Origin of the sequence: Microbacterium natoriense, from assembly GCF_030816295.1 — a bacterium.
GTDB classification, from domain to species: Bacteria; Actinomycetota; Actinomycetes; order Actinomycetales; family Microbacteriaceae; genus Microbacterium; species Microbacterium natoriense_A.
Window position 1 is genome coordinate 803,785 of the sequence record NZ_JAUSXV010000001.1, and the last position, 18,815, is coordinate 822,599.

19 protein-coding genes are annotated in these 18,815 nt (G+C 66.0%); 14 read left to right on the forward strand and 5 right to left on the reverse strand.

Annotation, left to right across the window (positions count from 1 at the left end):
• Window positions 1-120 precede the first annotated feature (120 nt).
• The 3 genes from QFZ53_RS03800 to QFZ53_RS03810 all read left to right on the forward strand — a co-directional run bounded on the left by QFZ53_RS03800 (window position 121) and on the right by QFZ53_RS03810 (window position 3,501).
• Window positions 121-1,953 carry a SpaA isopeptide-forming pilin-related protein gene (locus tag QFZ53_RS03800; RefSeq protein WP_307293667.1) on the forward strand — a complete coding sequence of 611 codons (1,833 nt, stop codon included), beginning with the start codon at window positions 121-123 and terminating at the stop codon, window positions 1,951-1,953.
• 128 nt (window positions 1,954-2,081) lie between these two features.
• On the forward strand, window positions 2,082-3,023 hold the full coding sequence (locus tag QFZ53_RS03805; RefSeq protein ID WP_307293669.1) for a hypothetical protein: 942 nt from the start codon (window positions 2,082-2,084) through the stop codon (window positions 3,021-3,023).
• A 64-nt stretch (window positions 3,024-3,087) separates the two neighbouring features.
• Window positions 3,088-3,501, forward strand: a complete 414-nt coding sequence (locus QFZ53_RS03810; RefSeq protein WP_307293671.1) for a YrdB family protein — start codon at window positions 3,088-3,090, stop codon at window positions 3,499-3,501.
• 156 nt (window positions 3,502-3,657) lie between these two features.
• On the opposite strand, the gene QFZ53_RS03815 is transcribed toward QFZ53_RS03810, so the two are convergent.
• Window positions 3,658-4,653 (reverse strand): SDR family NAD(P)-dependent oxidoreductase, encoded by a 996-nt coding sequence (locus QFZ53_RS03815; RefSeq protein ID WP_307293675.1) that lies wholly within the window; start codon window positions 4,651-4,653, stop codon window positions 3,658-3,660.
• A gap of 124 nt (window positions 4,654-4,777) precedes the next feature.
• On the opposite strand from QFZ53_RS03815, the gene QFZ53_RS03820 reads away from it, so the two are divergent.
• Together QFZ53_RS03820 and QFZ53_RS03825 are read left to right on the forward strand one after the other, a co-directional pair.
• Entirely contained in the window at window positions 4,778-5,287 is a 510-nt protein-coding gene (locus QFZ53_RS03820) for a TetR/AcrR family transcriptional regulator (RefSeq protein ID WP_307299349.1), read from the forward strand.
• A 217-nt stretch (window positions 5,288-5,504) separates the two neighbouring features.
• Complete coding sequence (locus tag QFZ53_RS03825) at window positions 5,505-6,758, forward strand: hypothetical protein (RefSeq protein ID WP_307293678.1); 1,254 nt, start codon at window positions 5,505-5,507, stop codon at window positions 6,756-6,758.
• On the opposite strand, the gene QFZ53_RS03830 is transcribed toward QFZ53_RS03825, so the two are convergent.
• A complete protein-coding gene (locus QFZ53_RS03830) occupies window positions 6,736-8,454 on the reverse strand; it encodes a DUF2075 domain-containing protein (RefSeq protein WP_307293681.1) in 1,719 nt (572 codons plus the stop codon). The genes QFZ53_RS03825 and QFZ53_RS03830 overlap by 23 nt on opposite strands.
• A complete protein-coding gene (locus QFZ53_RS03835) occupies window positions 8,451-8,771 on the reverse strand; it encodes a nucleotide pyrophosphohydrolase (RefSeq protein WP_307293685.1) in 321 nt (106 codons plus the stop codon). The genes QFZ53_RS03830 and QFZ53_RS03835 overlap by 4 nt, the downstream gene beginning before the upstream one ends.
• Before the next feature lie 26 nt (window positions 8,772-8,797).
• Between QFZ53_RS03835 and QFZ53_RS03840 the strand changes: the two genes are divergently transcribed.
• The 3 genes from QFZ53_RS03840 to QFZ53_RS03850 are packed head-to-tail and all read left to right on the forward strand — an operon-like array spanning window position 8,798 to window position 11,519.
• Window positions 8,798-9,274 carry a very short patch repair endonuclease gene (locus QFZ53_RS03840; protein WP_307293687.1) on the forward strand — a complete coding sequence of 159 codons (477 nt, stop codon included), beginning with the start codon at window positions 8,798-8,800 and terminating at the stop codon, window positions 9,272-9,274.
• 28 nt (window positions 9,275-9,302) lie between these two features.
• Window positions 9,303-10,580 (forward strand): DNA cytosine methyltransferase, encoded by a 1,278-nt coding sequence (locus QFZ53_RS03845; protein ID WP_307293689.1) that lies wholly within the window; start codon window positions 9,303-9,305, stop codon window positions 10,578-10,580.
• A 6-nt stretch (window positions 10,581-10,586) separates the two neighbouring features.
• Window positions 10,587-11,519: a NaeI family type II restriction endonuclease gene (locus QFZ53_RS03850; RefSeq protein ID WP_307293693.1), complete on the forward strand. Its 933-nt coding sequence runs from the start codon at window positions 10,587-10,589 to the stop codon at window positions 11,517-11,519.
• Between the two features lie 336 nt (window positions 11,520-11,855).
• Here the strand turns inward: QFZ53_RS03850 and QFZ53_RS03855 are convergent, their stop codons facing one another.
• Complete coding sequence (locus QFZ53_RS03855) at window positions 11,856-13,352, reverse strand: SulP family inorganic anion transporter (RefSeq protein ID WP_307293698.1); 1,497 nt, start codon at window positions 13,350-13,352, stop codon at window positions 11,856-11,858.
• Window positions 13,353-13,517: 165 nt separating this feature from the next.
• Here QFZ53_RS03855 and QFZ53_RS03860 point away from each other — a divergent pair, with 165 nt between their 5' ends.
• Window positions 13,518-14,027 (forward strand): hypothetical protein, encoded by a 510-nt coding sequence (locus QFZ53_RS03860; RefSeq protein ID WP_307293701.1) that lies wholly within the window; start codon window positions 13,518-13,520, stop codon window positions 14,025-14,027.
• 55 nt (window positions 14,028-14,082) lie between these two features.
• Here the strand turns inward: QFZ53_RS03860 and QFZ53_RS03865 are convergent, their stop codons facing one another.
• Window positions 14,083-14,583 carry a MarR family winged helix-turn-helix transcriptional regulator gene (locus QFZ53_RS03865; RefSeq protein WP_307293703.1) on the reverse strand — a complete coding sequence of 167 codons (501 nt, stop codon included), beginning with the start codon at window positions 14,581-14,583 and terminating at the stop codon, window positions 14,083-14,085.
• Window positions 14,584-14,673: 90 nt separating this feature from the next.
• Between QFZ53_RS03865 and QFZ53_RS03870 the strand changes: the two genes are divergently transcribed.
• The 5 genes from QFZ53_RS03870 to panB all read left to right on the forward strand — a co-directional run bounded on the left by QFZ53_RS03870 (window position 14,674) and on the right by panB (window position 18,736).
• The gene (locus QFZ53_RS03870) at window positions 14,674-15,603 is read left to right on the forward strand and encodes an NADP-dependent oxidoreductase (RefSeq protein ID WP_307293705.1); all 930 of its coding nucleotides are present in this window, start codon (window positions 14,674-14,676) and stop codon (window positions 15,601-15,603) included.
• Between the two features lie 322 nt (window positions 15,604-15,925).
• Window positions 15,926-16,639 carry a DUF2520 domain-containing protein gene (locus QFZ53_RS03875; RefSeq protein ID WP_307293706.1) on the forward strand — a complete coding sequence of 238 codons (714 nt, stop codon included), beginning with the start codon at window positions 15,926-15,928 and terminating at the stop codon, window positions 16,637-16,639.
• Window positions 16,636-17,487 carry a pantoate--beta-alanine ligase gene (gene panC, locus QFZ53_RS03880; protein WP_307293709.1) on the forward strand — a complete coding sequence of 284 codons (852 nt, stop codon included), beginning with the start codon at window positions 16,636-16,638 and terminating at the stop codon, window positions 17,485-17,487. The genes QFZ53_RS03875 and panC overlap by 4 nt, the downstream gene beginning before the upstream one ends.
• Window positions 17,487-17,870 carry an aspartate 1-decarboxylase gene (panD, locus tag QFZ53_RS03885; protein WP_307293710.1) on the forward strand — a complete coding sequence of 128 codons (384 nt, stop codon included), beginning with the start codon at window positions 17,487-17,489 and terminating at the stop codon, window positions 17,868-17,870. Before panC ends, panD begins: the two co-directional genes overlap by 1 nt.
• Entirely contained in the window at window positions 17,867-18,736 is an 870-nt protein-coding gene (gene panB, locus QFZ53_RS03890) for a 3-methyl-2-oxobutanoate hydroxymethyltransferase (protein ID WP_307293711.1), read from the forward strand. Before panD ends, panB begins: the two co-directional genes overlap by 4 nt.
• Window positions 18,737-18,815: the final 79 nt, after the last annotated feature.

Below are 18,815 nucleotides of genomic sequence, written 5' to 3' on the forward strand. Positions count from 1 at the left end.
GCTCTCTGAAAGGAAGCTGGCAGTCTCCTCCTTCTGCGTAACGAGAAGCCGCTCGCGCCGTCTCATCAAGTACTGGGAGAAAGCTCGGCATGGCCGAGCCGAACAAGCTGGGGAGATGCAATGACGATTCGGGGAGCGCACGTTCAGCGTGCTCGCACGACGACACGAGGCCGGGGGCCGCGCTGGGGGCGCGGCCTCCTGTCGGCGGTGACCGGGCTGACCCTGGTCGCCGCGGCCATGCTCGGCACCGCGCAGATCGCCGCGGCCGCGCCGACCGTGACGCATTCCGATGCGATCTCGAACCTCGCGATCGAGAAGACCGACGGCACCGGGCCGGTCGCGCAGTGGGAGAAGGTCCGCATCACGGGCGACTGGTCGGTGCCCACCGGATCGAAGGCCGGAGACACCTTCGGTATGTCTTTGCCGGAGGAGTTCAGCCGCACCGGCGGCGGAGCGTTCGACATCACCGATCCCGCGACGGGCGTCGTGCTCGCTCAGTGCCAGGTCGCCGACGGCAGTGGTCCGGAACTCGTCTGCACGCTGACGCAGGCCGTCGAAGGCATGGAGAATCCCGGAGGGTCGTTCTGGCTCGAGGTGACCGCCTCGCGATCGACCACGAGCACCACGGTCGAGTTCGACCTGGGCGGCAGGGTCGAGATCGTGGAGCTCCCGGGCGGCGGCGGGATCACTCCCGAGGACCTGACCGAGGCGGAACAGCCGTACAAGTACGGTGGCCCGACGGCGGTCGACGGGCGGCTCGAGTGGGTGGTCGGGATTCCGAGCAGTGCGGTGCTCGACGGCGGTTTCGTTGTGAAGGACTCGCTCGATCAGGGGCTGGAGAACCACCACTACACCGGCGAGATCCGGCTGCTGCAGCGGCCCGTGGTCGACGGCGTCCTCGTCGGCGACTGGTCGGAGGTCGCGGCAACCCAGTATCAGGTCGTGTTCGCGCCTGACGGTCGCTCCTTCGAGTTCACCGCATCCGGACTGCCGGAATCCGGGCTCTCCTATCGCCTGCTCTACTTCACGCAGGCGGATGACATGGTTCTTCCCGGTGACGTGTTCGGCAACAAGGCGATCGTCAACACCTCTGAGACCTCGGCGAACGTCGTCATCGCCCAGTCAGGCGGGGGCAGTGGAACGGGCGACCAGTACACCCGGTTCGAGATCACCAAGGTGCTCACGGGCGCTGCAGCTGATGAGGCCCGCGGCGCGACGTTCACGGTGCGCTACTCGGTCAAGGGCTCGGACGAGCCATCGAAGACGCTGTCGGTTCCCGTGGGGCAGGCGGTGCGCAGCGATCGTGTGCCGCTCGGCTCGACGTTCATCATCGAGGAAGTCGACCTCCCTGTGATCGACGGGGTCACCTGGGGCGACTGGGTCATCGAGGGAGAAGGCGTCGTCGAGACCGGAGACGGCCGGTACGAGGTCACGCCGGCGACGTCGGCGGGGGTGAGCCTCACCCTCACGAACGAGGCGAACGCGATGCCGGTCGACGGCAGTCTGTCGTGGGAGAAGGTCGATCACGCAGGTGCAGCGCTCGCGGGCTCGGAGTGGCTCCTGTCTGGTCCGCTCGGCGACATCACCGTGGTCGACGGCGGGCAGGGCGACGAGGCTGAGGCCGACGGCATCCTGAGCGTCAGTGGGCTTCCGGCCGGGACGTACACCCTGACCGAGACCAAGGCGCCGCAGGGGTACGAGCGCACCGACGAGACCTTCACCGCGACGATCGACGCCGAGCATCAGGTCGTGAGCTTCGGGCAGATCGTCAACGAGAAGACGCCGGCTCCGACCGTCACGCCGACTCCTCCTGCGACGCCGTTCGAGCTCGCGCTCACGGGTGGTGGCGATGGCCGCAGCCTGGCGCTGATCGCGTTCGCTCTTCTTCTCAGCGGCGCTGCCGTTACGGTCGGCGCCGTCGTCCGGAGGCGAGTGAGCGCCTCGAAGCGCTGAGAGTCCAGGGCCGCTGCGGTTGCGCAGCGGCCCTGTCGGCGGTCTGCCGGGATGGGGTGGCTGGGGTCGGGTCGCGGCGTGGGCGTCGGATGCCGGGGAGCGCTCTGTGATGTGAGAGCCTGGCCCGCATGACCGACATCACCGCAGCGCCGGCCCGCTCGCGCATGCTCTCGTTCGCGATCGGCGTCGCCGGCGGGTTTCTGGGGCTGCTGCCGTGGTTGCTGACCGGCCTGCGGCTGCCGTTGCAGAATCTGTGGGCTACGGCCACGATGCCCGACGAGATGCCGCTCGCGCTGCTGCCGGTGAGCCAGTACTACGCGACGCAGATCTTCGCGCTTCTGCTGCTGGGCGGGGTGTTCGCCGGGCTCGCTGTGCATATCGTCGGGAGTCGTCGTGCGCTCGCCGCCTGGCCAGCGGCGCTCGGTGTGATGCTGTTGCACGTGATCGCGATCGTGCAGAGTTTCGCGGTCGTGGGCGCGGGGCTGCGCGACGGGAGCGATTCGACCGTGTACCTCGTCGGGCTTCTCGGCGGAGCTGTCGCCTCGGCGCTCTGCGCGCAGCTCGGGTTCTTGATGACCTCGCGTCGCTCGGTCGGCGTCGCCGCGTTCGGCGTCGCGCTGGCCGCCGCGCCATTCGCCACGTGGGCCTCGACGTTGATTGTCGCGTTCACCGGCGAGGTGTTCCCGCCCGCGTTCCTGCCCGAGTTCGTGCGCTGGCTGCCCGGCGTCGTCGTGGGTGCGGCGCTGATCTGGTGCGGGGTGCGTCCGTTCTGGCGGCTCGTGGTGTGGGCGGTGTCGCTGCTGGCCCTGTGGATCATGCCGGCGCTGTTCACCGCGATCATGTACTCGCTCGGCAGCCGGGTGATGCTCGGCGACTTCCCCGAGATGCTCGCCGCCTCGGTGCAGCTGTTCCCGATGGTGCTCGCGGAGGTGTGGATGCCGGTGATCGCTGCCGCCGTGATCGGCGTCGTGGGTACCGTGGTGCGGATGCTGGTGCAGAGGTCGCGTGCGGAGGCTCACGCGAGTCCGGCGGTAGCGGACGAGAGTGCTCGAGCTGGAGTGCCGCACTGATTACGTGCCGACATCCGCTGCGGCAGCTCTCGGCCTGGAACCGGTCGTGCGCCATCATGGAGCTGTGGCCGAACCCTCTGAACCCGCCGACCCGAAGCGCGTCCATGCGGAGTGGGAGGGCTACTCCTCGCCGCTCCGTGAGCTCGTCATGCTCAATGCCCTCGTGGCGTTCGTGCTCGAGCTCGCGATGCTCGTGTTCGTCGCGTGGTGGGCGCTGCTGCTCGACGTTCCGTGGTGGGCGCGGATTCTGATCGCGTTCGTGCTCGTCGGCGGACTCGCCGTGCTGTGGGGGACGTTCGCCTCTCCGCGGGCGCGCGTCGCGCTGCCGGTGTTCGGGATCGTGGTGGTCAAGGTGATCGCCTTCGGCGCCGGAGCGCTCGCGCTGTGGGGAGTCGGCGGACCGGTGGCGGCTGGGGTGTTCGCCGTCGTGGCGGCGGTGAGTGTTGCGATCACGACGTTCGTGAGGGCGCGGGCGTAGCAGCCGCCGCCGCGGCGCGGCCGTGGTCACGCTTGTGGTGGCCTCGGCATCCACCAATCCGCCTGAAGTGTGACCGACCTGTGGGGCGGTCACGGCAGTGGCGACCTGCGCAGGCGGCATCCCGCCAGACGCGTGACCGAACCGAGCGTGAGGTGTTTACTGCACCGACCATCCCCCGTCGGACGCCAGCACGACCCCGTTGATGTTCACCGCGTCGTCGGAGAGCAGGAAGGTGATGGACGCGGCCAGGTGCTCGGCGGTTGCGACGGTGGGGATCGCCTGCTGGAACGGCGCGAGGCGAGCGGAGCCGTACTCCGACATGTTCGGCGGCATCGGGATGCCGGTGGCGACGCCGCCGGGGGCAACCGAGTTCACGCGGATGCCCTTCGGTCCGTACATGAACGCCGCCGACTTCGTGACTCCGATGATGCCGTGCTTGCTGGCCGTGTAGGCGTTGCCCGAGGAGTTTCCACGCAGGCCGGCCTCGCTCGAGACGTTGAGGATCGAGCCGCTGCCCGCCGCCTCCATGATCGGCAGCACCGCGCGCATGAGCTTGAACGGAGCGGTGAGATTGATCGCGATGACGCGGTCCCAGACGGCATCCGTCGTCTCGCCGGCGGGCGAGAAGTCGTCGTTGATTCCGGCGACGTTCGCGAGGGCATCGATGCGGTCTCCCGCGGCGGCGATGACCGCGTCGATCGCGCTCTGCTGGGTGAGGTCGCCGGCGACGGTGACGACGTCGGGGAACTCGGCCTTCAGCGCATCGAGCTTCTCGGCGGAGATGTCGGCGGCGATCACCCGTCCGCCTTCGCGAGCGATGCGGGATGCCGTGGCCCTGCCGATTCCGGATGCAGCGCCCGTGACGATCACGGTCTTGCCGGCGAAGCGTCCGGTGGTGGGCCTCTCGGTCCAGCCCGCAGTGTCGGTGTCTTCCGGGATGACGCCGCCGTTGGCCGCGCGGACGAGGTCGTCGACGACCGACTGCGGCAGTGCGCCCTGGCTCATCGCGACGAGCTGCTGCAGGGGGAGGCCGAGCACGGGGGTGAGGAGTTCGGGGTCGGCACCGGTCTGCTCGAAGAGTCGGCGGACGAGCGGTCCGCCGACCTCGTCGTTCAGCCAGTCGCCGATGGTGGAGTGTGCGGTTAGGGTCATGCTCGTTCTCCCTGATTCGAGTTTCGCAACGGTGCGTCTACTTATTTCTGATCGTACTCCTGAGTAGCCTGTGAGCGTGCCCAGACCTCGAAGTGAATCCGCCCGGCAGGCCGTGCTGGAGGCGATGCGGGGGGCTCTGTCTTCGTCGGGTTACGAGGCCGTGACGATCGAGGGGCTCGCCGAGGCCGCCGGAGTGTCGAAGCAGACGATCTACCGGTGGTGGCCGTCGAAGGCGGCGATCCTGGGGGAGGCGCTGCTGGAGGGGGAGCTTCCCGAGGTGGAGCTGCCGATGACCGATGACCTGGCGGCGGATTTGAAAGCGATGTTCGCGGTGCAAGGGCAGGATGCGGAGACGATCGCGCTCGCCCGCGCCCTCATCGCGGTGACGGCGACCGATCCGGAACTCGGCGCGCGGCTGAACGAGCGACTCGCGGCGCCGATCCGCGAGTGGACGGCGGAGAGGCTCGCTCTCGGAGTTTCGGCCGGTGAAGTGCGAGCGGACGTCGATGCGGCGGTTGTGGCGGACCAGCTGATTGCGCTGGGGTCGTATTTGGCGCTGCTCGGGGTGCCGTTGGGGCGGGAGAATTCGGACGCTCTCAGCGAGCTGGTGCTGCGGGGAATCGCCGCGCGCTAGACATCAACACAGGCTGAGATAGTTGGATATTGGCCGACGCGGCAGTCCCAGCGTTTCGAGGTCAGCGCTTCTCCCTGGTGAGAGTCGCGGTCAATGCCAGACAATCGCGAGCGTTGCGGTAGAGATATATCAATACTTTCAATGATTGACCCATGGAGGGCTCGTGAGTCTCGTAGAGATTTGGGATTCAGTCTGGATCGCGGCACTAGCCTCTGCCATGCTCTACGGCACCTATCGAGCAGTCGAATGGCGATGGCCGGAGCGGTACATCGGGATGACCCAGACCTTCGGGCTCTCGGCCCAGCAGACTTCGCTTCGCTTCTTCGCGTATAGGTGTGTGCCAACTTACCTGTTCGCTGCCACCTGTTTCGTGACTGTGGAACGCCTCGGAGGAAACGCCTGGATCTCGGCGGGGGTGATGTGGACGTGCAGCGTTGCCGCGACGCACGGTCGGGTAGTGGTCGAAGGGCTAGTCCGAAAGTGGGGCGAGGCCAACTATGCCCTGTTCCATTTGGCCATGCTCGTGCTCCTGGGCGGCGTCGTGGTCGCGGCCCGGTTGACCACGCGAACCTGGGCCGTGCTGGTGCCGTCTCCTGGCGAATTGCTCGCGGCCCTTTGGTCGGGTCTCTTAGTTGCAGGTATCGGCGGATTCGCAGTATTCGTGCTGCGGCCTCGAAAGAACAGTTCCCCATCGTACGGTGCCGCCTATTTCGTGGAACGAGCATCACGCGATGTCGGGATTGAAGCTCTCGACTGGCTTTTCGCTGAGAGTCTCCGTGTGGGAGCCAACCCGATTCTTCTAAAGGCCATTCTTGTGGTCGAGGCGCTTCAACGGCCGAGATGGGCGCGGTCCGTGGAACGAGCATTCGTCTACCTCCGGCTGGCTCGCACTTCAGGCGTCATGCAAATGTCATCGACCAGACCGCTCACAGATCGCGAATCGATATCGGAAGCAGCAACCCAGTATGCCGGGACTTGGGCCCTGCGTTTCCAGGCCCTCGACGGTCTGCCTACCTGGACCCTTGATTCAGGAGACGCATGGGAGCACGTGACGGCGCATAATGGCGACGTTGCGTTCGCGGAGAGTGTTCGGGACATCGCGAACCACCTACTCGAGACTGTGTCGGGGCGGTGGACCCGTCGCTCCGAGAATGCACCCATCTTGCTCGAGCTGCGCCGCTTTCCCGCCCGGTTTGCATTCCGAGGGGTCGCGCGTGCGGATGAACTCACTCTGCTCGAGTTGAATGGTGCGGCTCACTACCAGACCATCTCGCCGCCGGCTGACCGAACTCCAGGAAGTTGGTGGGCATGGGAATGCGAGATATCCCCCTCCGCTCGAACGGTAGCGGTCATCGACAAGGACAAGCAGGCGGCCACTGTTGCTAGCCTGGCTGACGGGCAGATAGCGGACGTGCAGGCGACAGACGCAAGTGATATTCAGTTCCTAATCAACGCTGACTCTTCCAAATGATTTGCCGCAGCCGCTCCCGCAGCCCCGGATCGCACACGTACACATACGTCCCAAGCATCCCGCGGGTGAGCAAGACGCCGTAGATGTTGCGGATGAAGGTGAGGAGCTCGGCATCCGAGAACGCGCCCTTCAGGTGCCCGGTATTCTCCTTACCCTTCGTGTCGCGGTAGTTCTCGCGGTCGGCGATGATGGCACCGGATGCCGGGTCGACGCGGAGGTCGGGACCGATGATCACGTCGGCGTAGTTGAGGTCGTACCCCTGCACCGTGTGGATGGAGCCGATCTCGTCGACGGACCCCCGGGAGTTGATCCAGTCCTTCTGCGCCTTGTTCCACTGCATCCGCTCGCGATCGATCTCGATGTCGTAGGCATCCGGGTTCTTGCGCGAAACCCACTCCCACGCATAGCCGGCGACGAGTCGTGACAGGCCGGCCTCGGCATCCCTCTGCCGGATCGCGGCCCGCATCTGGCCGAGGTCGGCGAAGAGGCGCAGGTCGTAGTCGCCGAGATCGGGGAGCTCGACGGGCTCGCCGCGAAGTAGCGCCCGGATGAACTCGACGTAGCCGGCGCCCGCCTTCACGCGCATCTGCGTGGTGAGCGGGTAGTGACGATGCTCGTTCTTCGCGGCATCGATCGCGGACATGAGGACGGCCGGTGAGAGGTCATGCGGACGCACGCTCTGCTCGCCGTCCACGAGCAGCAGGCGGTGCCGGCGAGCGACGATCCAATCGAGCTGGGTGAGGGCCGGGTAGTCTGCGCCGAACAGCTTCTCGTTGATCGTGATGAACTTGCCGTTTTGCACGCCGGACGCCTGGTTCGCGCGCTGCCCGAGCCGGTGAGTCTCGTCAACGAGCACGAGGTCGAACACGTCTTCCGACTCGCCCACTCGGAACGGCGACAGCACCATCGACGGCTCCAGCCGCGGTGTCTTGCGGAAGACCTTCTTGACCGACTCGCGCAGCGATTGCTGGGGGATGACGAGCGCCATGCGCAGGTCTTTCAGCAGCTCGCGGTTCTCGGGGACGAAGAACTCCGCGAACATCGAGTCGGGCTCGACCTCGTCGTGCTCCCCGTGTGCACGGATGTCGGCGAGCAGCTTCATGAGATAGATCGCGATGATCGTCTTGCCGGTGCCTGGGTGACCCTGCACGACGAGCGTGGACCGCTTCGAGTCGTCTCGCAGCTCGGTGAGCAGGCCCTCGACGATGTCCTCGACTGCGATGGCCTGGTCTTCGGTCAGGGCTTTGAACGGTGACAGCTTGAAGAGGTCGGTGTTCTCGATCTGCGGGATGCTGCGGGTGAAGAGCCCGGCCGACCGCAGCTCCTCAAAGATGTCGCGGAACGACTCGCGATAGGCGTCGCGGTCGTAGTACTGCGCATTGGTGAGTCCGTCGTTGCCGTTCAGGATCTCGTATTGCCCGTCCCCATGGAACCAGCGGATCAGATGCGCCTCGAGATCCAGGCAGACCGACTTGTTGTACGTGTCGTCGACGACCACGCGGATGCTGTCGAGTGCGCGCTTCTGCGGATTCCTGAGATGCTGACGGATGCGCTTCTGCGCGCTGGTGGTCTCGCCGACGTACACCTTCTTCGGCCGTCGGTCGCCATCGATCATGTAGACGACGGGCCAGTTCGCGAGGTGCTCGTCGCCACGATCTATCGCCTTCTCCTGGAATCGGAAGTGGCGGATGCTCACTGCTCGGCCCGCTTGTGGATGCGGCCCTGGTTCAGCTCGACCGGATACTTCTGCTCCGTCTTCGCCAGCTTGCTCATGACGATCTCGTCGAGGTCGACGCCGAGCCGGTTCGCGAGATGGATGCAGTACGTAACGACGTCGGCGAGCTCATCTCTGACGTCCTGCGGGTCGGCGTCAGGTCCCCACTGATAGCACTCGAGGAGTTCGGACGCTTCGATCGCGATGCTCTTCGCCAGGTTCTCCGGGGTTTGGAGCTGGCCCCAGTCGCGGGCGGCGACGAAGGCGCGGAGGGCGGCGACGGTCTGCTCAGACAGCATGAAGGTGACGGTACTACGTTGGCGCTATGCATGGAGGGGTTGAACCGTCGGCGTCTGCAACGGGTCTTGTCGCTCCGACGCCGGGTCGCCGTCGCAACATGCAGGCAAATCGACGGCGAGACACGAAGCCCGAACGGGCTATCCGATCGCTACTGCATGCGGAAGGATTCCGGTACCGGTGCGATCTTCGCATCGATCTGGCGGCCGGCCGAGTTCGTCCCGACATCGTGTTCACTCGTCGGCGCATAGCCGTTTTCGTCGACGGGTGCTTCTGGCACTGCTGTCCAGTTCACGGAGCCCCTCCGCGAGTCAACACGTCCTACTGGGCCCCCAAACTCCAACGCAACGTCGAACGCGACGCGCGCAACACACGGATGCTTGAGACTGAAGGTTGGACCGTAATCAGAATCTGGGAGCATGAGGATCCGCAAGTCGCGGCGTTTCGCATTGGGGCAGCGGTGTCGCGGTGCGAAGCGGGCAGAGCCGGTAATGCATCATCCTGATGTCCGTGCGCCGACGTACGATAACAAAGTGCCTAAGACCCCAAGTTCCGGAGACCAGATTCTCAGCCTCGTAGAGGCATGCGCCGGCGCTGGCGGGCAGTCGCTCGGCCTTCATAAGGCGGGCTTCAAGCACTCGATAGCGATCGAGATCGACGAGACGGCGGCCGATACGCTTCGGTCAAACCTAGAGGTAGACGTTGCTGTTGGCGACGTGGCCGACGCGGCCGTATGGGACCCGAGGCTCTATGAGGGCGTCGACCTTTTTGCGGGCGGCGTGCCGTGCCCGCCGTTCTCAGCGGCCGGCAAGCAACTCGGAACCTCTGACGAACGTGACCTATTCGCGTGGGCGATCGAACAGGTAGCTGTCATCCGTCCCGGTGCGGTGATGCTGGAGAACGTCCGCGGGCTGTCGGCGCCCCGGTTCGCGGCCTATCGTCAGCGCATCCTCGACCGCCTGGACGAACTTGGTTATGTAGGGGAGTGGAAGTTGCTTCACGCAGCTGACTTCGGGGTCCCGCAGCTTCGCCCCCGGTTCGTGCTGGTCGCCATGCCTGCTGACGAGATGCGCTACTTCCATTGGCCTGAACCGAAGTCTGGTCCGAGGGTGACGGTCGGCGAGGCCCTACACGATCTGATGGCTGCAGACGGCTGGGAGTATGCCGACGCTTGGAGTGAAATGGCGGCCGACATCGGCCCCACGCTCGTGGGGGGAAGCAAGAAGCATGGTGGCGCTGACCTCGGTCCGACTCGTGCCAAAGCGGGATGGGCGAAGCTGCACATCGATGGACGCGGCATCGCCGACTCGGCGCCGAATCGGACCTCTCCATCCTTCAGGACTGTGCCGCCGCGCCTCACGATCGAGATGGCCGCCCGAATTCAGGGCTGGCAAGCGGAGGATGCTTACGAGTTCTCTGGGCGGAAGACCTCTCAATACCGTCAGATTGGGAATGCTTTCCCGCCTCCAGTCGCGAGAGTAGTCGGAGAAAGAATCCGAGATGCTCTCAAGCATCAGAGCAGTGTCCGATCTGAACTCCCAGGCGCTATGGACCTTCACGACCCCGTGTATCGCGCTCTCGCGCGCAGCGACAAGCCGTTGAGTTTGGACGAGCTAGTCCAGGCGTATACGGAAGGCAGCGCCTCGGCAGTAGAACAGCGGCTTGCCGCTATCCGTCGGGACTTCGAGCTTCACATGCTCGAGGATGGCGGGGTTACGCTGTACAGGCTTGGTCAGTTCAAGGGTTTCACTGGCCAGGAAGACCACTGGCGTCACGAACTCGTTTCCCGGTTTAAGAACAGAGTGAGCTGATTCGGCATGACGGGGCGCCACGAGCCCATTCCCGTTCCGGGAGAGGTGTGTCAGCCGGATGCTCGTAAGGCGGGGGTCCCTCCAGCCCACGAGATTCTTGATCCGATTCTGGACTCAGAACTCCAGACCGTCCTTGCTTGGCTCAAAGCTCAGCAGATCACCGATCTCCTGCGAACCGCTGTTGACGACGCGGTCAAGTATGTCCTCGATGGGGCAAGAACTTGGCGGTTTGACCTCACGGACCCCGCCGTCGATTCTGATGAACGGTCCTCGGTCGGTACGAAGCTTCAGTATCACGTAATAGAAGAGCTCGGACTGAAGAAGGAGCCTCCTCTCGACACCACGATCATGGGCATCGCCGTAGAGATCAAAGGGACGATTCGCGACACTTGGATGATCCCGCGCGAGGGGCAGTGCGAGGTCACTCTCATGATCCGGATTGACGCTAAAGCGCACCTCTTCGAGGCCAGGCTGATGCGTGTACACCGTGCCTGGCTGACCGGCAAGAAGGGGAATCGCGACCTAAAGCGCTCACCGCGTGCTGACGCAGTGCGCCGCTACTCGCAGGTTGTGGTGCCGCCGACGCCCTTGCCCCCAGAGCCGTTGAGGCTCTTGGATCGCGCATCCTTAGATGTCGTATTCGGTAACGACGGCTTGCGGAAGAGGCTCATCGCCTTGTTTGCGGCCCTTCCAGAGATTGTTATTCCCCGTGGGTCTATCGGGATTGTAGGAGCAGGTCTTCGAGACCCGATGAAGCGCGCGAGGGAAGCCAAGGTCGAGCTGCGGGAGAAACACGGACTTATCGTCCTTGTGGGCACGTGGCCTGCAGAACGTACGCTCGCGCGAACGATGGGGTTCGACCTGAGCGACGAGGCCTGGGTTGCTGTGCATCTGGACACGTTTCAAGTTTACGGATTGCGCGTCCCGGAGCCCCGGTAGCGCCATCCGAGCTGAAGAATAGGGCCGCGAATCGCGTCCACGCGCACGAGGTCGGCCGCGCCGATGGACCTCACAGAGAACCCGGGAGCGTTCCGTTGTGCGCATGGCCGCGAGCTCTTGCGCGCGGCCGGGCGATTGGCCGACGTACGTCGCGAGTTCAGGCGCGCTCTCGCACCATCTCCTTGCGCAGATCGTTCAGCAGGGCACCATTCTCGACGCGCCAGAAGTACCAGGCGTCTTGAGCGAGATCAGCGAGGATGACGCGTACCGGTACGGCAAACAGCGCTCTGATCTACCCGGGTAGATCGCCCCGATTTCCCCCGGGAAATCGGGGCTCTACTCGAACCCACCAGTCAGCCGCCCCCGCATCCGCTCGCTGCTCTCGTTCATCCCGACGATCTCCACGCTCTTCCCCAGCGCCGCATACTTCGTCTCGATCGCATCCAGCGCGGCGACGGTCGACGCATCCCACACGTGCGACCCCGACAGATCGATGACGACCCGACAGGGGTCGGAAGAGTAAGAGAACAGCGTCGTCAGATCGTTGCTCGACGCGAAGAACAGCTCCCCGTCGACCACATAACGCGCAACAGAACCAGCGACAGTCCGCGTCACCGTCACGAAATGCGCCACGCGCCGCACGAACAGCACCGACGCGACCAGCACCCCTCCCACAACTCCCACCGCAAGATTGTGGGTGACCAAGACCAGAAGAACGGTAGAGAGCATCACGAACGTCTCGCTTTTCGGCATCCGCTTCAAGGTCGACGGACGCACGGAATGCCAGTCGAACGCGCCGATCGCGACCATGATCATGACGGCCACGAGAGCTGCCATCGGGATCGTCCCCACAAAGTCCCCGAAGACCACGACCAACAAGAACAGGAACACCCCGGCGCAGAACGTCGAGATGCGAGTCCTCGCCCCCGAGGCCTTCACGTTGATCATGGTCTGACCGATCACCGCGCAGCCGCCCATGCCGCCGAAGATCCCTGAGAGCACGTTCGCGACACCCTGCGCCCACGACTCACGGCTCTTGTTCGAGTGCGTGTCGGTGATCTCGTCGACGAGCTTCGCGGTGAGCAGCGACTCCATGAGCCCGACCAGCGCCACACCGAGCGCGAACGGCGCGATGATCGTGAACGTCTCCCAGGTCAGCGGCACGTTGGGGATGAACAGCGACGGCAGGCTCCGCGGCAACTCGCCCTGATCGCCCACGGTCGGTACGGCGATCGCGAACACGAGCACGACCGCGGTCACGATGATCACCGACACGAGCGGCGCCGGCACGACCTTGGTGATCTTCGGCATCACGAGCATCACGACGATTCCCAGTGCGACCAGCGGATACACCATCCAGGGCTTATCGATCAGCTGCGGGAACTGCGAGCTGAAGACGAAGATCGCCAGCGCGTTCACGAACCCGACCATGACGCTGCGCGGAATGAACCGCATCAGCTTCGCGACCCCCAGCACCCCGAGGATCACCTGGAACACTCCCGCGAGGATCACCGTCGCGATGACGTAATCCAGTCCGTACGCCGGTGCGACCGGCGCGATCACGAGCGCGACGGCACCAGTCGCCGCGGTCACCATCGCCGGACGCCCGCCGAGGAACGCGATCGACACCGCCATGATGAACGACGAGAAGAGTCCCACCTTCGGATCGACGCCCGCGATCACCGAGAACGCGATCGCCTCGGGGATCAGCGCGAGCCCCACGACGAGACCCGCAAGGACTTCGCGGGTCAGCATCCGCGGGCTCTTCAGCGTCTGAAGCACAGTGGGGTTGGCCCGATAGCGGGCGCGATCAGACATCGCGGTGGCAGACATGGATGCTCCAGAGAAGGGCGCCTCGAGAATGAGGCAGACGTTCCAGGGTAGAGCGGATGCCGTGGCGCCGAGTCATGTCGACAGACTCGGCGTCCCGTTGAGGCGCCTTCCGCCCCTGTCGCCGATGAGACATGATGAGGAGGACCGACGTCGAAGGAGACCGCCTTGCCGCTGCCCCAGACTTCGCCGAGCAACGTGGCATCCTCCGCCCTTCCCGGCGCGACCGTGATCGAGAAGATCCGGCGACTCGTGATCGTCTCGGTGATCGCTGCGTTCGCGTACGCGGTCTTCATGACCGCGAACCGAGGCTATTGCGCGGGCGGATTCGACGCACAAGGAGGTTTCATCGACGCTTCCGGTCGTGCCGTTGACCAAGCTCCTCGATGCGTGGAGCTGACCCTCGGCGCGAGCCCGCTGCTCTACGCCGGGATCGCGCTGTTCGTCGTCCTCGCGATCGGTCGGGCGACGAACGCGTCCACCGCGATGGCCACCAGGCGGAGCCTCAACCGCTCGGCCTTCGTCGTCGTCGGGATCGTGGTGTTCGCGATCGTCGTCTCTCAGATGTGGTTCCAACTGGTCCCGATCGAGGGCTTCGCCTCAGGGGGCGGGTCGATCTTCAGCCCCTTCCCCTTCGGGATCATCGACGTCGAGACCACACCGATGACCACACCCTGACGGGTGAGGCGGGTGGCGTTTCGTCTCGCTTCGCTCGCTCAACGACCGGCGGACGTCATTCGGCCTTCGGTTTGCGCCGTCCCGCTGACCGCGGCGGGTTCGCTCGCAGGTGTTCGCTGACCTGCGTCATCACCCGCGCGAGCACCTCGACATCCTCTTCCGCCAGCGGATCGATCAGCAGATCGCGGACGGCCTCGATGTGGCCGGGGAACACCTTCTGCAGCACCGCGCGTCCCTCCGCCGTGATCGCGACGATGGTGCTGCGCTCATCTTCGGGTGAAGGCGCGCGCGTGACCAGCCCGCGTTCCTCGAGCGACTGCGCCTGATACGTGAGCCCGCTGCGGCTGTACACGACGCCGTCGGCGAGATCCGTCATCCGCTGGCTGCCGCCAGGAGCGTCACCGAGCCGGGCGAGCAGCTGGAACTGCACGTAGCTGAGCTTGCCGACCTCGCGCAGCTGCTGCTCCACCGCGTGCCGCAGCAGGCTGCTCACTTCTGTGAAGGCGAAGTAGGCCGCGAGTTCCGTCGGGGAGAGCTGGGGAGGGTGTGTGCTCATGCACCCAGTATACGTGTTGCTTCGAATTCGAAGTAGTGTTACGCTCACCATATGCTTCGAATTCGAAGCAACAACGAAAGGATCAGAATCATGAAGGCAGTACGGTTCCACGAAGTGGGCGGCCCCGAAGTGCTCCGGTACGAAGAGATCGGGCAGCCCGCTCCGGCTGCGGGGCAGGTGCGACTGCGGGTCGCGGCATCCGCTTTCAACGCCGCCGACAACGGCATGCGCGCCGGCTTCCTCCCGATTCCGGTGGTGCTGCCTCACGTTCCGGGATACGACGTCTCCGGCGTCGTCGATGCGATCGGTGAAGGTGTCGACGGGTTCGCGGTGGGCGACGCGGTGATCGGCTTCCTGCCGATGGCCGAAGACGGAGGGGCGGCGGAGTACGCCATCGCCCCGGCCGACGCGCTCGTCGCAGCGCCGACGTCGGTGCCGCTGGCGGATGCTGCGGCATTGCCCTCGGTCGCACTCACCGCGCGTCAGGCCCTCTTCGATGACGGAAACCTCGAAGCGGGTCAGCGCGTGCTCATCGTCGGTGCGGGCGGCGTCGTGGGCAAGTACGCGATCGCCCTGGCGAAGCGCGCAGGCGCACACGTCATCGCCACTGCCAGCCCTCGGAGTGCGGATGCTGTCCGCGCGGCAGGCGCAGACGAGATCATCGATCACACGGAGACGGGTGTCGTCGACGCGGTCTCCGAGCCGGTCGACCTGCTGCTCAACCTCGCCCCCATCGAGCCGAGCGAGTTCACCGCACTGGTGCGGCTCGTGCGCGACGGCGGGACCGTGGTGAGCACCACGGCGTGGATGCCGGCTCCCGACGATGCCGAGCGAGACGTCCGCTCGGTGGTCGTCTTCGTCCGCAGCGACGCCGAGCGGCTAGTCGAGCTCGCGTCGCTGGTCGACAGCGGTGACCTCAAGCTCGAGGTCACCCGGCGCATTCCGCTCGCCGAGCTGCCGGCTCTGCACGCGGAGGCCGCCGCGGGGCGGATCAGCGGCAAGGTGATCGTCATCCCGTGAGGTGTGCGGGTCGAACGAGGATCGCGTTCCGCGCGGCGGGTGCACCGGCATCCGGCCCCGCGGAACGCGCTTCTCCTTGGCATGTAGTGACCCCGCGCCCGTCGCAGAGCGCTGAGCAAGATGCTGGACGCCGTGGCGGACCACTATGGCAGGCAGCGTCTCGCCGGAAGAACGAAACGACAAGGCGCAATCGCATAATTGGAAAGATCTGACTAGCAAGGTTGGCATTTAACTTGTCTGAATGCTCTCCGATTTGGAACCCGTGCCGTCTCGGGCGGATACTCGTGGCACCTGCGTCCGCCCTTGTCGACCGGCCTTCACCATGAATCCTGCCTCTGCTCTCGCGCCTGCGACCATCATCGCCGTCATCGGCGCCGGCCGTCTCGGCGGCGTTCTCAGCCGGGCGCTTCGGACGGCGGGATTCAGCGTCCTGGGACCGCTCCGTCGGGACCAGTCCATGCCATCCGCCGACATCGCGCTGCTGTGTGTTCCGGATGCCGCCATCCCCGCGGTGGCGTTCGTCGCGCGTTCGCATGTGCGCCTGGTCGCGCATGTCTCCGGCGCCACCGGCCTCGACGATGTCGATGTCAGCATCCATCCCCTCCAGACCTTCACCGGTGCCGAAACTCCTGACGTCTTCCACGGCATCGGCGCCGCGATCGACGGACGCACCGATGGCGACCGAGAGCTCGCCGCCGAGCTCGCCCGCGCCCTCGGCATGAACCCCTTCACGGTCACCGACCGGGTCGCTTATCACGCCGCCGCATCGTTCGCCTCGAACTTCGTGCTCACCGTGCTCGACGCCGCAGAGCAGCTCGCCACGGCCGCCGGCGTCGAGAACCCCCGCGAGATCCTCGCGCCGCTCGTCCGCCAGTCGGTCGACAACTGGCAGAGCCAGGGCGCGAAAGCGGCTCTCACCGGCCCGATCGCTCGCGGCGACGAGCAGACGGTCGCCCGGCAGCGCGAGGCTGCACCGGACAGGACCCTCTTCGACGCCCTCGCCGCCGCCACCCGAGCTCTGAAGGACCGCGCATGAGAACCGTCCGCACGATCGCCGAGGTGCGAGCGTCCGTCGCAGACGCGAAGACGAACCGAAAGAGGGTCGGCCTCGTCCCCACGATGGGCGCGTTCCACGAGGGGCACCTCTCCCTCATGCGCGAAGCGCGCGCGAACAACGATCTCGTCGTCGTCTCCCTCTTCGTCAACCCGACGCAGTTCGCGCCGAACGAAGACCTCAGCTCGTATCCTCGCGACGAGGCCCGCGACGCTGCGCTCGCCGAAGCCGAGGGTGTCGACGTGCTCTTCGCTCCGGCCCCTGAAGAGATCTACCCCGACGGCTTCGCCACGAACATCCACGTCGCAGGCCTCACCGACGTCCTCGACGGCGCGAGCCGCGGCGCGCACCACTTCGACGGCGTCGCCACAGTCGTCACCAAGCTGTTCGGCATTGTGCGCCCCGACGTCGCCTACTTCGGCCAGAAGGACGCGCAGCAGGTGCTCGTCGTGCGCCGCGTCGTGCGCGACCTCGACCTCGACGTGCGCATCGAGGCGTGCCCGATCGTGCGCGAACCCGACGGGCTCGCCATGAGCTCGCGCAATGTGTACCTCGATGCCGACGCCCGGCGGCAGGCGACCGCGCTGAACCGGGCCCTCGACGCCGCACAGGCTCTTCACGACGGCGGAGAGCGGGATGCCGGCAGCATCCGCACAGCCGCACTGAAGGTGCTCAAGGATGCCGGCATCCACCCCGAATATCTCGAACTCCGCGACGCCGAGACGCTCGAGCCGGTCGCCGACACCGCGAGAGACACCCTGCTCGCGGTCGCCGCCCGTGTCGGCGCCGCCCGCCTCATCGACAACCACGTACTGAAAGCGAGCCTCTGATGCGACGCACCATGCTGAAGTCGAAGATCCATCGCGCGACCATCACCGGCAGCGACCTGAACTACGTCGGATCGATCACGATCGACCCCGACCTGCTCGAAGCCGCCGACATCCTTCCGCACGAGCAGGTGCATGTCGTCGACGTCGACAACGGCGCCCGCTTCGTCACCTACACGCTGATCGGCGAGCGGGGGAGCGGCGTCATCCAGGTCAACGGCGCCGCCGCCCGCCTCGTGCACACGGGCGACACGATCATCGTGATCTCCTACGCTGAGTACTCGCCGAAGGATCTCGCCGACTATGAGCCCACCGTCGTGCACGTCGATCGTGCGAACGCGATCATCCGCGTCGACGACGCCGTCGGTGAGCTGGTGACGGCGTGAGCGCGCACGCGGCACCCACGAAGCGCCTCGCGCTGGGCGACCTCGCCGCGAAGAGGGATGCCGGTGAGCCGATCGTCATGGTCACCGCCTACGACTTCCCCAGCGCGCAGATCGTCGAGGCCGCCGGCGTCGACATCGTGCTCGTGGGCGACTCCGCCGCGATGACCGTGCTCGGCTACGACAGCACCGTGCCCGTCACGATCGACGAGATGCTCATGCTCACCAAAGCCGTGCGGCGGGGGCTCACGCGGCCGCTGCTCGTCGGCGACCTGCCGTTCGGCTCGTACGAGGCGTCCGACGAGATCGCCATCGCGACCGCCCAGCGCTTCATCAAAGAGGCCGGCGTCGACCTCGTCAAAATCGAACGCGGCGGGACCACCGTCGACCGGGCGCGTGCGCTCGTGAACGCCGGCATCCCCGTCGTCGGCCATGTCGGGCTCACCCCGCAGACCGCCACCGCCCTCGGCGGCTACCGCGCCCAGGGCCGCACGGCCGAGGCCGCGCTCGCCGTGATCGACGACGCCCTCGCCCTGCAGGCGGCCGGCGTCTCGCTGCTCGTCGTCGAAGCCGTGCCCTCCGAGGTGACCGCCGCGCTCATGCCGCTGCTCGACATCCCCGTGATCGGAATCGGAGCAGGAGCGGATGCCGACGGCCAGGTGCTCGTCTTCCATGACCTCCTCGGCATATACGCCGGCGGCGCGGCGAAGTTCGTCAAGCGCTACGCCGACCTGCGCGCGGCATCCGTCGAGGGCGTCGCCGCTTACGCCGACGAGGTGCGCGACGGCGTGTATCCGGGGCCTGAGCACGGGTACGGGATGCCGGAGGGCGAGGCCGCACGGCTGCGGGAGCTGATCGCGGGGCGGTAGTCGGCCGCCCGAGGTGCGTGTTGTGGTCGGCTCAGCGCGTTGGAGCGGCATTGCGGCGCACCTCGAGGGCTCGAAGTCG

Bases quoted from the DNA above. Each gene is read 5' to 3' on its own strand.
- QFZ53_RS03820 (WP_307299349.1), top strand. From the start codon at position 4,778: ATGCGGGGGGCTCTGTCTTCGTCGGGTTACGAGGCCGTGACGATCGAG.
- QFZ53_RS03850 (WP_307293693.1), top strand. From the start codon at position 10,587: ATGACGGGGCGCCACGAGCCCATTCCCGTTCCGGGAGAGGTGTGTCAG.
- QFZ53_RS03815 (WP_307293675.1), bottom strand. From the start codon at position 4,653: ATGACCCTAACCGCACACTCCACCATCGGCGACTGGCTGAACGACGAG.
- QFZ53_RS03855 (WP_307293698.1), bottom strand. From the start codon at position 13,352: ATGTCTGCCACCGCGATGTCTGATCGCGCCCGCTATCGGGCCAACCCC.
- panC (WP_307293709.1), top strand. From the start codon at position 16,636: ATGAGAACCGTCCGCACGATCGCCGAGGTGCGAGCGTCCGTCGCAGAC.
- QFZ53_RS03865 (WP_307293703.1), bottom strand. From the start codon at position 14,583: ATGAGCACACACCCTCCCCAGCTCTCCCCGACGGAACTCGCGGCCTAC.
- QFZ53_RS03805 (WP_307293669.1), top strand. From the start codon at position 2,082: ATGACCGACATCACCGCAGCGCCGGCCCGCTCGCGCATGCTCTCGTTC.
- QFZ53_RS03840 (WP_307293687.1), top strand. From the start codon at position 8,798: ATGCATGGAGGGGTTGAACCGTCGGCGTCTGCAACGGGTCTTGTCGCT.
- QFZ53_RS03835 (WP_307293685.1), bottom strand. From the start codon at position 8,771: ATGCTGTCTGAGCAGACCGTCGCCGCCCTCCGCGCCTTCGTCGCCGCC.
- QFZ53_RS03825 (WP_307293678.1), top strand. From the start codon at position 5,505: ATGCTCTACGGCACCTATCGAGCAGTCGAATGGCGATGGCCGGAGCGG.
- QFZ53_RS03800 (WP_307293667.1), top strand. From the start codon at position 121: ATGACGATTCGGGGAGCGCACGTTCAGCGTGCTCGCACGACGACACGA.
- panD (WP_307293710.1), top strand. From the start codon at position 17,487: ATGCGACGCACCATGCTGAAGTCGAAGATCCATCGCGCGACCATCACC.
- QFZ53_RS03875 (WP_307293706.1), top strand. From the start codon at position 15,926: ATGAATCCTGCCTCTGCTCTCGCGCCTGCGACCATCATCGCCGTCATC.
- QFZ53_RS03870 (WP_307293705.1), top strand. From the start codon at position 14,674: ATGAAGGCAGTACGGTTCCACGAAGTGGGCGGCCCCGAAGTGCTCCGG.